At 63.7% G+C, this 12,303-nt stretch carries 13 protein-coding genes and 1 tRNA gene; 7 read left to right on the top strand and 7 right to left on the bottom strand.

Translation table 11 applies throughout. The features are described 5' to 3' along the window. Window position 1: 1 nt before the first annotated feature. Window positions 2-1,084, bottom strand: coding sequence for a tRNA (adenosine(37)-N6)-threonylcarbamoyltransferase complex transferase subunit TsaD (gene tsaD / locus ACP7AL_RS05385; protein WP_425989599.1), 1,083 nt, complete (start codon window positions 1,082-1,084; stop codon window positions 2-4). Window positions 1,085-1,272: 188 nt separating this feature from the next. On the opposite strand from tsaD, the gene ACP7AL_RS05380 reads away from it, so the two are divergent. The 5 genes from ACP7AL_RS05380 (at window position 1,273) to ACP7AL_RS05360 (ending at window position 5,515) form a co-directional block, all read left to right on the top strand. Further along, entirely contained in the window at window positions 1,273-2,004 is a 732-nt protein-coding gene (locus ACP7AL_RS05380; protein ID WP_425989597.1) for a uroporphyrinogen-III synthase, read from the top strand. 102 nt (window positions 2,005-2,106) lie between these two features. Then, a complete protein-coding gene (locus tag ACP7AL_RS05375; protein ID WP_425989595.1) occupies window positions 2,107-3,315 on the top strand; it encodes a COG4223 family protein in 1,209 nt (402 codons plus the stop codon). A gap of 8 nt (window positions 3,316-3,323) precedes the next feature. Next, window positions 3,324-5,006 carry a heme biosynthesis protein HemY gene (locus ACP7AL_RS05370; RefSeq protein ID WP_425989593.1) on the top strand — a complete coding sequence of 561 codons (1,683 nt, stop codon included), beginning with the start codon at window positions 3,324-3,326 and terminating at the stop codon, window positions 5,004-5,006. A gap of 116 nt (window positions 5,007-5,122) precedes the next feature. Further along, a tRNA-Thr gene (locus ACP7AL_RS05365) sits at window positions 5,123-5,198 on the top strand. Between the two features lie 140 nt (window positions 5,199-5,338). After that, window positions 5,339-5,515: a hypothetical protein gene (locus ACP7AL_RS05360; protein WP_006023395.1), complete on the top strand. Its 177-nt coding sequence runs from the start codon at window positions 5,339-5,341 to the stop codon at window positions 5,513-5,515. 35 nt (window positions 5,516-5,550) lie between these two features. On the opposite strand, the gene ACP7AL_RS05355 is transcribed toward ACP7AL_RS05360, so the two are convergent. The 6 genes from ACP7AL_RS05355 to ACP7AL_RS05330 all read right to left on the bottom strand — a co-directional run bounded on the left by ACP7AL_RS05355 (window position 5,551) and on the right by ACP7AL_RS05330 (window position 9,351). After that, entirely contained in the window at window positions 5,551-5,802 is a 252-nt protein-coding gene (locus ACP7AL_RS05355) for a hypothetical protein (protein ID WP_006023396.1), read from the bottom strand. Window positions 5,803-5,876: 74 nt separating this feature from the next. After that, entirely contained in the window at window positions 5,877-6,101 is a 225-nt protein-coding gene (locus tag ACP7AL_RS05350) for a hypothetical protein (protein ID WP_425989590.1), read from the bottom strand. Window positions 6,102-6,174: 73 nt separating this feature from the next. Further along, complete coding sequence (locus tag ACP7AL_RS05345; RefSeq protein WP_425989588.1) at window positions 6,175-7,470, bottom strand: glycosyltransferase family 2 protein; 1,296 nt, start codon at window positions 7,468-7,470, stop codon at window positions 6,175-6,177. Continuing rightward, window positions 7,464-8,000, bottom strand: a complete 537-nt coding sequence (locus ACP7AL_RS05340) for a dTDP-4-dehydrorhamnose 3,5-epimerase family protein (RefSeq protein ID WP_425989586.1) — start codon at window positions 7,998-8,000, stop codon at window positions 7,464-7,466. The genes ACP7AL_RS05345 and ACP7AL_RS05340 overlap by 7 nt, the downstream gene beginning before the upstream one ends. 119 nt (window positions 8,001-8,119) lie before the next feature. Beyond that, entirely contained in the window at window positions 8,120-8,890 is a 771-nt protein-coding gene (locus ACP7AL_RS05335; RefSeq protein WP_024921104.1) for an enoyl-CoA hydratase, read from the bottom strand. Between the two features lie 26 nt (window positions 8,891-8,916). Then, on the bottom strand, window positions 8,917-9,351 hold the full coding sequence (locus ACP7AL_RS05330) for a MarR family winged helix-turn-helix transcriptional regulator (RefSeq protein WP_006023401.1): 435 nt from the start codon (window positions 9,349-9,351) through the stop codon (window positions 8,917-8,919). Window positions 9,352-9,584: 233 nt separating this feature from the next. Here ACP7AL_RS05330 and ACP7AL_RS05325 point away from each other — a divergent pair, with 233 nt between their 5' ends. Beyond that, entirely contained in the window at window positions 9,585-10,556 is a 972-nt protein-coding gene (locus ACP7AL_RS05325; RefSeq protein WP_425989584.1) for a Bug family tripartite tricarboxylate transporter substrate binding protein, read from the top strand. A gap of 172 nt (window positions 10,557-10,728) precedes the next feature. Continuing rightward, window positions 10,729-12,123 (top strand): cytochrome P450, encoded by a 1,395-nt coding sequence (locus ACP7AL_RS05320; protein WP_425989582.1) that lies wholly within the window; start codon window positions 10,729-10,731, stop codon window positions 12,121-12,123. Window positions 12,124-12,303 lie beyond the last annotated feature (180 nt).

Genomic DNA, 12,303 nt, shown 5'->3' with positions numbered 1-12,303 from the left:
GTCAGTGTCGTGCACGCGTGTTGGCGAACTTTGCCGGCGTCGATGCGGTTTCATCGAGCCGCCAGCGTGCGCGGGGCGCGGTCTCCATCGCGTCCACCATCCGAAGCGCAAGACGCTCTGCGCCTGCCCATGCGATCATCGCGCCGTTGTCGGTGCAGAGCGCCGGCGGCGGAATGATCAGCATGGTCTGGGCGCGGGCGGCGATGTCATGCAGCGCATTGCGGATCGCGAGATTCGAGGCGACGCCGCCGGCCGCGACCAGCGCGCGGGGCGGGCCGAATTTTTCCTGAAACAGACGCAGCCCGACACTGATCCGGTCCGCGGTGAGATCGAGCACAGCGGCCTGAAATCCGGCGCACAGATCCGCGACGTCCTGCGGCTCGAGCGGCATCAGGCGCGTGGCCTCATTGCGCACCGCGGTTTTCAAACCGGACAGCGAGAAATTTGCGTCGGGCCGTCCCACCATCGGGCGGGGAAACACGAAGCGATCGGGATTGCCGTGAGCGGCCGCGCGTTCGACCTGCGGTCCGCCGGGATAGGGCAGGTCGAGCATCTTCGCGACCTTGTCGAAAGCTTCGCCCATCGCGTCGTCGACCGTGGTGCCGAGCCGGACATATTTTCCGACGCCGAGCACCGCGACGATCTGGGTGTGGCCGCCCGACGCCAGAAACAGGCAATAGGGAAATGTCAGCGGCACGATGAGGCGCGGCGTCAGCGCATGCGCTTCGAGATGATTGACCGCGATCAGCGGCGTGTTGTGAACCAGCGAGATCGCCTTTGCCGTGGTGAGCCCGACGATCACACCGCCGATCAGGCCGGGGCCCGCGGCTGCGGCGACGGCGCTGAGATCGCTGAAGCCGACATTCGCCTCTTTCATCGCCGCGCGGATAATTCCGTCGAGCATGTCGACATGGGCGCGGGCGGCGATCTCCGGCACGACGCCGCCGAATGGCGCATGTTCATCGATCTGCGAGCGCACAATGTTGGACAGAATCTTCCCCGACCCGTCGCGCTGCCGTTCGATCACGGCGGCGGCGGTTTCGTCGCAGGTGGTCTCGATCCCCAGCACCAGCTTGCCTGCCAATTTCAGTTCCTGCTTCTTCTGCTCTTGCTTTGATTGCCGATCCGGCGTTTCCCTTTACATAGGCATTGGCCTCGCGCAGGGCAAAACGTCATCCGCAACCTAGGTGTCATTCAAGGGGTTCATAACGTGGAATCGTCAGGCGGGCTATCGTGATTCAGCACAGCATCTGCCCGCGCGGAGCATCTTGAATGGCCATTCTTGTGACACGACCGGTCCCGGATAACGAGAGGACGGCGGCGGCCCTGCGGGCGCGGGGATATGACGCACTGTTGTCGCCGATGCTGCGGTTCGAGGAAATTCCGTTTCATGACGAAGACGACGCGGCCTATGACGCGGTGATCGTGACCAGCGCCAATGCGATCCGTGCCATACTGGATCATCCCTCCCGGATGCATCTGTTCGGACTGCCAACCTTCGCGGTCGGCGGACACACCGCGGATGCCGCACGGGAGGCGGGCTTTCGCGACGCCGCGAGTGCGCAGGGCAACGCGCAATCGCTTGTCGATCTCGTTATCAGGACGCTCAAACCAGGCGCCACACTTTGCTATCTCGCCGGCGCCGACCTCGCACACGATCTAGCCGCCGATCTCGGGGGGCGGGGTTTCACGGTGGTGACGCATACGACCTACCGGATGGTCCCTGTGACCGGGTTTGCTGCGAATGTCGGCGACGCATTCCGCGCGGGCGGGATTGATGCTGTGCTGCATTATTCACGGCGCAGTGCGCGCGCCTATCTCGATGCGGCACGGGCGGACGGTGTCGAGATTTCTGCCCTCGCGCTGCCACAATGCTGCATCTCCGAGACGGTGGCGGGCCTGCTTCGCGAAGCCGGCGCAATGCAGGTGGCGGCGGCGCGCACGCCGGATGAGAATGCCGTGTTCGATGTGCTGGACAGGACGCTCAAAGCATCGTCCAACTAGCTTTCGGGTAACCGGCAGGTAACCTTCCAGAGTGCTTCTGGACGCGAGCGGCGTTCGCAGAATCTGCTAGAGTCTGCGCGAGCGTGACAGGAGTGAGTTCCGATGGACGATGACAAGCAGGACAAGGCCGGCACTGCATCCGGTAGCGATGCCGCCAAACGGCCCCCGCCGACCATCGAACTGACCGCTTCCGAGGTATCGGAAAGTCCGTCTGCGCCGGAAACGCCGGACGCAGATGCCGGCGCGCCAAAGCCGGATCACTCCGAACAGCCGTCGCATCCGTCTGCTGAATCTGCTGCCGCGGCATCGCCGAATCCATCACGGGCGTCGTCGGTGTTTCTGTCCGCTGTGGCGGGTGCGGTGGCCGCGCTGCTTGCGATCGGTGCCGCCACGTTCGCAGGCTGGCCTCCGCAACCCGCACCCGTTTCAACCGCGCCGCTTACGGACGGGATCGCAGCGAACAAGGCCGACATCAACGCTCTGGGCACACGGATCGCGAAGGTTGAATCGGATGCGGCAAAACCTGCGCCGCGTCCGGTTGCCGATCCTGCGATCATCGCGCGTATCGACGCAGTGGAGAAATCGCTGGCGTCGTTGCGCAGCGATATCGCCGCCATGCGCGGGCAGAACGAGAAGACGGCCGCCGCGATCAGCGAGCTCAGGTCCGCATCGCCGCAAGGCGTCATGGGCGGCGAAGCGAAAGCACCCGCCATCGACACCGCGGCCATCGAAGAGCGCATTGCCAGGATCGAACGCGCGACTGCGGCGCTGAGTGCGGCGGCTGCGGCACCGCCTGCCGAAGATCCGAAGGTGCGCAAGCTCGATGCGCTGATCCACCTCGATAAAGCCGTGACCCGTGGCTTGCCCTATGCCACCGAGCTTGCTGCCGCGCGTGCCGTTGCCGGTGATGCCGATGCGCTGAGGGCGCTTGATGGCTTCGCGACGACGGGTCTCCCCACGGACGATGCGCTGAGCAAGGAACTGCTTGCGCTGTTGCCGCAGCTCGCGCCGAAGCCAGAACCGCAGCCCGCGCCGTCCGGTATCGTGGAGCGTCTTCAGCAGAGCTTTGCAAAGCTGGTGCGCATTCAGCGCACCGACGCGCTGGCCAGCGGCCCGACAGGCATCATCGCCCGCGCAACGGCCGCCGCGCAGCGCGGCGATCTCAACGAGGCGAAGCGGGAATTGCTGCAGTCGCCGCCGTCGGATCGCGTCCCGGTGCGGCCATGGATCGCAAAGGTCGAAGGCCGCGACAAGGCCCGGGCGGCATTTGAGCAGTTCACGATGGAAACATTGGCCTCGATCTCGAAATAGGCAGTTTCATGATCCGCATCATTCTCTTTCTGTTTCTGGTCGGCGTGGTCGCGCTCGGCGCTGCCGTGATTGCCGATCAGACCGGCGACGTTACGCTGTCGTGGAATGCCTGGCGCATCGATACGTCATTGCCCGTGCTTGTGCTGGCGCTGGCGCTTGTCGTGTTCGTCGCGATGCTGGTCTGGGCGATCATCCGCAGCTTCCTGAATGCGCCCGAGCGCTTGCGGCGGCTCCGCCGCGAGCGGCGTCACGCCAAGGGACGCAACGCCATCACCCAGGGCCTGATCGCAATCGGCACCGGCGATCATTTCGCGGCGCGCCGCCATGCCGATGTCGCCAGGCGGCTGGCGCATCAGGATCCGCTGGCGATGCTGCTGCATGCGCAGTCGGCACAGCTCGAGGGCGACCGCGAAGGCGCGCAGCGCGCGTTTCACGCCATGGCGGAACGCAAGGACACACGGCTGCTCGGCCTGCGCGGACTGTTCGTCGAGGCGCAGCGCCGTGACGATGCTTACGCGGCCGTGGCGCTGGCCGAAGAAGCCCTGAAGACCGCGCCGGCCTCGGCATGGGCGTCGCACGCCGTGCTCGGCTTCCGTTGCAGCAAAGGCGACTGGGACGGCGCGCTGAAGATTCTCGAAAACAATCTGGCGGCGGGGTTGATCGATCCCGCGCCCTACAAGCGGCAGCGCGGCGTTCTTTTGACCGCGCGGGCGCTCGATCTTCAAACTTCCGATCGCGACCGTGCGCGCGCCAGCATCACTGAGGCGGTGAAGCTCGCGCCGACACTGGTGCCCGCCGCGACGCTCGCGGCAAAGTTTCTCAGCGAGAACAATCAGACCCGCCGCGCCATGCAGGTGATCGAGACGGCATGGACCGCGCAGCCGCATCCCGATCTTGCGGATGCTTACGCGCATGTGCGGCTCGGCGACTCCGCCGTGCAGCGCCTGGCGCGTGTTGAGAAACTCGCAGCCAGATCGCCCGGCAACATCGAAGGCGCGCTTGCGGTCGCGCGTGCCGCCATCGACTCCAGCGATTTCGCCCGTGCGCGGGAAGCGCTCGCGCCTTTCATCGAGGCGCCGACCCAGCGGGTCGCCATTCTCATGGCCGAGCTGGAGCGGGCCGAGCATGGCGACGACGGCAGCGCGCGTGTCTGGATGCAGCGCGCGGTGCGCGCCGCGCTCGATCCGGCATGGACCGCCGATGGCTATGTATCCGAGCACTGGCGTCCGGTGTCACCCGTCACCGGACGTCTCGACGCATTCCAGTGGCTCACTCCGGTCGCGGCTCTCCCTTCGGAGAAAGCGCCGGTGCTCGAGGCTGAGGTTGCCGATGAGCCTGCATTGCCGCCGGCGCTGGAAGCCGGTCCGGCGGTCAAGCTGCCGCCACCGGCTGTCCCATTGCAGGATAACGAGCCCGCGCCTGCGCCGTCGGCTCCTGCGCCCGTGGAGCAGGCCGCTCCGCCGCCTGCCGCGCCGGTGATCGCCAATGTGCCGCCGCCGGTGTTTCGGCCCCGGCGCGAGATCGAGAAGCCGGATGCGCCGCGGATCCCGGCCGTCATCCCGATTGTGCGCGCTCCGGACGATCCCGGCGTCGCCGACGAGGCCAGGGACGAGGAATTCGACGATCCGGTCCAGCCGGAACCGGCGCAGCGCGGCGGCTGGAAGGGATTTTTGTCCCGTCTTGTCAGTTGATTAGGAAGTCGATGGCATTTTCGTCACGGACCTGATCCAGCCTGACAAAAACGCTCCGCCATGTTGCAAAGCGGGGCGCTGGCCAGTATCAGGTGCGGATACCGATTTCGCGTTTTGCCGCCTTAGCTCAGCTGGTAGAGCACCTCATTCGTAATGAGGGGGTCGTAGGTTCGAATCCTATAGGCGGCACCACTCTTTCCAGCATCTTGCAGCACATTGGACTCGCTCGCGTGGGCGTTCGCCTGCCCGGCGCCCGTCTCTCACAGGAGGGGTGCCGACGCTATCCCGCAAACGAATTCGGCTGACCGCCATAACGGCGCAAGGGAACAACAATGACTGACAGAGAGAAGATTCTGGCCGCCCTTCGCGAGAAACCGCTGAAGATTTTCGACGTGATGAAGCGCGTCAACATCAAGAATCAGGAAGATTGCCAGTCGCTGCTGCTGAAGATGCGCGACGAGGGCCTCGTGCGCTTCGACATTCACAAGGGCGTCTGGCTCATCGGCTAGTGCCGGCGCCGAGACAAAGCTGCTGGGTTCTCAAATCAATCGCAGTCCGGACAATCGTCTGAGAGGCCGTCCAGCACCTCGTCGATTGCTTCCCGAGCCCGCCCCGCACTGATTCCAGGAAATGGCGAATGCTCGGCAAGCGCGTGCGCATAGTCGAGCGCCGCGTGATTGAAACGCAACCGCATATAGCCGTGGTCGGGACATGCCGCGATCAGGTTGGCGCGTAAGAGAGTATCGGTCGCCCAGTTTTCGATTTGAACTGCCTTGCGGCTTAATCTTGGGCCCATCGAGATATCTCCTGCGGGAGAATCGTTGGGCGCCTCAAAGGTTCCGTGCGTCTTCGCGCGGAATGGCAGTTTGCTTACGAGAATTTCGTCCGCTCTCTCTTCGCCGCATCATAAATTTCGATCTGCAGCATTTTATACCGGCTCAGCAGTTCGGCCGCGGCCTTCTTGGCAGCCGCCTCGTCATTATACTGCGTCTTGAAGTGGCCATCGACCACGAGCGTAAAGCCTTCGGCAGGTGCAATGTCTGCGCGCTGAATCTTCCGCGGCTCTTCTTCGGGGAGCGTGAGTGGTTTTTTCATGGTCTGCCTGTGTCTGGTTGTTTGGTTCAGTCTAGCACGGCTGAACAGGAGTGTCGGATATTTCGATGACGGCTTAAACTTTCGTCAGCGGCTCCAGTTCAACGCGCGCAACACCGACCCCTAACCACCGGTCGTCCTCGCCCATGCCGAGATCGCAGGGACGGCGCGTCGCATCGACCTCAATGGTGATCCCGAAATCGCGATCGGACGGCGGAAGTTCCGCAACGCGCGCGACGGTCTCGATGACAAAACCGCCAAAAAGTTTTTTCCTGATCTGGCTTTGCAGCGGCTTGTCCCGCAGCAGAACGCGAATGGTCTCGGGCGGCGCCAGCGACTTGACGACAATGACGCGGATCAGCAGGTCGGTCTCGAAACGCACCGGCAGGTCGATGGTGGAGCGGCGGCTCGGGCCGCTCCAGCGAAAGGTTTTGTAACGAAGATGCTTCTCGATGCCGTGCCACTCGAAAGGCATGTTCTGGCGATCGAGATTGAATGCGACCTTTCGCTCGATGCGCTGCATCTCCGCAGCAGCGAACCGGCTATCGACGCCCTTGTTCTTGCGATTGAGGCGCACCGCCGAGCCGGGCTCGACGCTCTGTGTCGGCATTTCAATCTTCAGGAATTTGCCTTTGACCACGGCATCCATGATGTCGATGAATTCCCGGGACCGGAAATCGGGCTGCGACTGGATGCGTTCCAGCAGGCGCTGCTGCTCGTCGGTCGACTTGATCTTGTAGGAATCCCGCCGCCATGCGGCGTTGAACTTGAACGATGTCAGTTCGCGGGTGGAGGCGAAGCGCTTCGCGGCCATCGCCGCCTGGTTCATGAACAGCGCATCCATCGGCACTGTCACCGAGGCGGGATCCTGCCATTTGATGCCATCGCCGTAGATCGACCGCTTGTGGGCGAATGCGGACGGCGGCACGAAATCGCCGGCCGAGTAGCTGCCGGACGCGAACAGGCCGGCGATTCCGCGGACGCCCGACTCTGGCGGGCCGTAAAGCGCCATCACGCTGGTGACGACTTCGGCGTCATGCTCCCGGGCCGCGCGCAGGATCGCTTCGAGATGTGTCGGATACCAGATGTCGTCGTGCCCGAGATACGCGATCCAGTCGGACGCCGCACGCTCGATCGCGTAATTGTTCGCGGCCCATTGCGAGCCGTAGTTGCGGTCGAGATTGTGCCAGCGGATGCGGCTATCGCCGAACGAGGCGACGACATCCGCCGAATCGTCGGTGCAGCCGTCGCCAACAACCATGATTTCGAAATTCTGCTCGGTTTGCAGCAGTACCGAACGGATGGCGCAGCGAAGCGCCGCGCTCCAGTTGTAGGTCGGGATGACGACGGTAATCGCGGGACGATTTACCAACGGTAAGGCACCGTCTCGGCAGCGTCCTCGGAATCCCATGGCAGGTCGAGGGCATCGGGACTTTCGTGATCGTACATTCTGTCCGGCATATTGATGATGACAGCTTCGGTCTCGCCGATGTTCTTCCAGCCGTGGTGCAGATCGGGTGCAATCGCCAGAAGGCCGGGATTGCGTTCACTAACCATGAATTCATTGAGCCTGCCGAATGTCGGAGAATCCTTCCGGCCGTCGAAGACGACGATCTTCACCAGGCCCGACACGACAAACAGCCGGTCGGTTGTTTGCCGATGCAGGCCCCAGGCACGGACGCGGCCGGGAAGTGTCGTGGTGACGTGAACCTGGACGATCGGCGACTTGATGATGTCCCAGTTTGTCCGGGCGACCTCGCACATATAGCCGTCGTCATGCGGGACCGGACGGGATGGGCGAAATTGGACACCGCCGATCAGTGTGTCGCGCAACGCACCCTGTGCATCGACGGCCGACTGCTTGGCCAGCATCAGGTCCATTCCGACTATCGCGTGTGTCATTGTCCACCGGCGCCGCTACTAAACGCTTCCCGGTGGACATTATAGCCGGACCGGCCGGCCCGCGCCATCAGTTGCGACAACACATCCGGGCTGACCACGATGTGATCAGCCCGTCGGGTTTAGCCTGCAATCTTGCTGAAGTCGGGCTTTCTGCGCTCGGCGAATGCGGTGAGCGCCTCGCGCGCTTCGGGGCCCTTGAGCCGTTCCTTGAGAATGGCGCCTTCACGATTGATCTGCGCGGTGATCAAGGCGGTATCGCGCATCAGCGCCTTGGTGTGCGACAGCGATCCGGCCGGCTGTCTGGCCAGCTTGAGCGCGGCTTCGCGTGCCTTCTTGCGCAGTTCCTCGACAGGAACCACTGCGTTGACAAGGCCGAGCGAGACTGCGGTTTCGCCGCTCATCGGTTCGCCCAGAGCGAACATCTCGTAAGCGCGGGCATAACCGATTCGTCCCTGCAGGAGATGCGTCGAGGCCGCTTCGGGAACCAGCGCGATGTTCACGAACGGCGTGATCAGCCGGGCGGTCGGCGCGACGTAAACAAGATCGCAATGCAGCAGCATTGTTGTGCCGATTCCGACTGCGTTGCCCTGCACCGCAGCGATCAGCGGCTTGGTCGCGATGCCAAGGTTTGTGATGAACCGGGGCGAGTGGGCGACGATGCTGGGATCTTTCGATTGCGCGGCGAAATCGCCCATGTCGTTGCCGGCGGTGAAGTGATCGCCATCGCCCTGAAACACAACCGCGCGGATTGCACGATCCTTTTCGGCGGTTTCCAGCGCGTCCGCGAGAGCGGCATACATCGCGTTGGTGATGGCATTCATTTTGTCCGGACGCGCCAGGGTCAGCGTCAGCACGCCGTCTTCAAGTTCACTCTTTACGAATTCAGTCATGGTCTGCGTTTCCTTTCATATCGAATCTAGGAACTGTCCTTCGGAAATTTTGTCTGCAGGCTCACGAGCCAGCGCGAAACCACGTCGATTTCCTTGTCCGTAAAACCGTCTGTCAGCGTGCTGTTGATGTCATGCGCGCGTGCCACCGCGCGTTTGCGAATCTTCTCTCCCGTCTCGGTCAGATAAACGCGCTGTGCGCGGCCATCTGCGCCGTCACGTTTCCGTTTGATCAGTCCCGCTCGTTCCATCCGGTCGGCAAGACCTGTGATGGCGGACGGCACGATATCGAGCGCAGCGGAGATCTCGCCGATCAGCGCGCCATCGTTCCGTCCGAGGAAGAACAGCACCCCGGATTGCGCCGAGGTCAGGCCGTCTTCCGCGAGCATGTGCTGTTCGATACCTCGCTGCAGTCTGCGATAACCCACGGTCATCAGAAAAATCAGCCGACGGTCGGTCGTCATGTCATCCCCTATATATTTCACATGTGAAATATCAAGTCTCGGCAAAGCCGGAAAGCACTTTTCATAACAGCTCTGCGCAAGCCGCGCCGGATTGCCCAGCCCGCGGACTGCGCTCCGGCGGGTTCCGGCGGCATTGCGCTTGCCATCGGCCTGTGCCGAAATGGCGGCACAAAACAAGCTCGGTCAGGCAGCCGTCATCCGGCGTCATGAGCGCGCACTCAGGGAGAACCACCATGCGTTTTGTTGCCGCCGCGTTCGCGGCGTTTTGCCTTTTGCTCCAGACCGCCGCGCCTAGCCACGCCCAGGACGCCTGGCCGTCGCGCAACGTCACGATCATCGTGCCGTTCACCGCCGGCGGCACCGCCGATCTGTTCGCGCGGCTCATCGCCAGCCATATGCAGATCACGTTCGGCCAGCCTTTCGTGGTTGAAAATCGCGGCGGCGCGGGCGGCAATATCGGCGCGGCGGCTGTGGCGAAGGCGCCGAACGACGGCTACACGCTGCTGCTCGGCACCGTCTCGACCCATGCGATCAATCCGACGCTTTATTCGAATCTGACGTTCGATGCCGCGAAGGATTTCCAGCCGGTCTCGCTGATCGCGCGGCTGCCGAACATGCTGGTTGTGAAAAACGCGCTGCCGGTGACGAACGTCGCCGAGTTCGTTGCCTATGCGAAAGCCAATCCCGACAAGCTGAACTACGGCTCGTCCGGCGTGGGCACCTCGATCCATCTTGCGGCGGAACTGTTCAAGATCGCGACCGGCACCCGGATGACCCATGTGCCCTATCGCTCATCCAACGAGATCATGCAGAACCTGACCGGCGGCCACATCGATCTCGCCTTTGACAACATCACGCTGGCGTGGCCGCAGGCGAAAGCCGGTACGGTGCGCGCGCTGGGCGTGACCAGTCTGCAGCGCTCTCCGACCGCGCCGGAAGTGGCGCCGATCGCCGATACGCTGAAGGGTTTCGATGCAACCTCGTGGCACGGACTGTTCGCACCTGCCGGCACGCCGCGGCCGGTCGTCGACAGGATGGCGGCGGAGGTGAAGCGCATTCTTGAAATGCCGGACACGGTGACCAGGCTCACCGACATCGGCGCGGTGCCGTCACCAATGACGCCGGACCAGTTCACGGCGTTCATCGCGACTGAGCGCGCGAAGTGGGCGGAGGTGGTCAAGGCATCGGGCGCAACGGCGAATTGAGTCTGAATTGAAACCCGTTCTCTCCGCTCATTCCCGCGAACGCGGGAATCCAGACCTTCAGGAGCCTGGGTCCCCGCCTTCGCGGGGACGAGCGGGAATAACGACGCCCATTGATTGTGCCCGGAACGTGCCACAGTTCAGGCTGATGATCTGTCGAACAGAAGGGTGACGCATGAGCATTGCCGAAGTCCTTGACGCACCGGTGCAGCGGCCGCCACTGGTCCCGCCGCGGCCTCCGCTCGCGCCGGACGATCTGTCGCCGCTCGGCCGTCTCGCCCTGATCCGGCAAAACGCCATCGCCAGTTGGGGGCCGCGCGCCTACGAAGAGGATATCGTTCAGGGGCGGTTTTTCGGGCGCAGCAGTTTCATTCTCAACACGCCGGACGCGATCCGGCATGTGCTCGTTGAGAACTATGAAAACTATACCCGCACGCCCGCCGCCTTCCGCGTGCTGCGGCCGATCCTCGGCGAGGGCCTTTTGCTGGCCGAGGGCAAGGCCTGGAAAAACCAGCGCCGCACGCTGGCGCCGGCCTTCGCACCGCGGGCCATTCCGCTGCTCATTCCGCACATGCTGGCGGCGACCGACGATGCCATCGACGTGTTACGGACGCAGACCGGTGTGCCGGTCGATCTACGCGAGGCCATGCAGCGGCTGGCGCTCGACATTGCCGGGCGCACGATGTTCTCGTTCGAGATCGACAGGCACGGCCCGGCGCTGCGGGGCTTCGTCAACGACTACGGCGAGCGCCTCGCGCAGCCGCGCTTCTTCGATCTGCTGCTGCCGCTGGGCTGGCCGAGCCCGAGCGATATTTCCCGCGCGCTGTTCCGGCGGCGGTGGACGCGCTTCATGCAGAAGCTGATCGCGGAACGCCGCGCCAAAGGCGCGGACAAGGGCGGCGATGCTCCGCACGATCTGTTCGGCCTCATGGTGGCGGCGCGCGATCCGGAAACCGGCGAAGCCTTCACCGACGAACAACTCGGCGATCAGGTCTCCACCATGATCCTCGCCGGTCACGAAACCACGGCGACGGCGCTGTTCTGGTCGCTCTATCTGCTCGCGCTCGATCCGGCGACGCAGGATGAACTTGCCAACGAGGCGAAGGCCGCGCTGGTCTCCGGCGCGCTGGATGTGACGCGGCTGACCTTTACCCGCGCCGTGCTCGACGAGACCATGCGGCTTTATCCGCCGGCATTCCTGATCGTGCGGGCGGCCTCCGGCCCCGACACAGTGCCCGGCGCCGACATCGCCGCCAAAGACATCGTACTGATTTCGCCATGGCTGCTGCACCGGCATGAAAAGCTCTGGGACCAGCCGAATGCCTTCCGGCCGTCGCGCTTCCTGCCCGGCAGTCCGCCGCCGGACCGCTTCGCTTACCTGCCGTTCGGCGTCGGGCCGCGCGTCTGCATTGGCGCGCAGTTTGCGTTGACCGAGGCGACCCTGGCGTTGGCGAAACTGATCGGCGCCTTCAAGGTCGAACTGCTCGACCGCGATCCGGTGACGCCGGTTGGCGTGGTGACGACGCAGCCGGACCGCTCGCCGATGTTCAGGATTGTGCGGCGCGATTGAAACGTCGCGCTCGTTCGCGTGCGGTGAGGGGTGTGTTGCGGCGCGATGAATCCGGGCGCGGCATTAACAATCCACACGCGGCCTCATTCCAAAGTCGTAGATGGAATCACCAAGCGCCGCGTCGAAGAGTCGCATTCATCCGATCATTCTTGCCAAATCTCCCCGCAAGCCTTTGTCTTG

The organism is Afipia sp. DC4300-2b1 (genome assembly GCF_049895725.1).
GTDB lineage: Bacteria > Pseudomonadota > Alphaproteobacteria > Rhizobiales > Xanthobacteraceae > Afipia > Afipia broomeae.
Note: the sequence above shows the minus strand (reverse complement) of the source record. Positions and strands in the feature narration are given on the sequence as shown.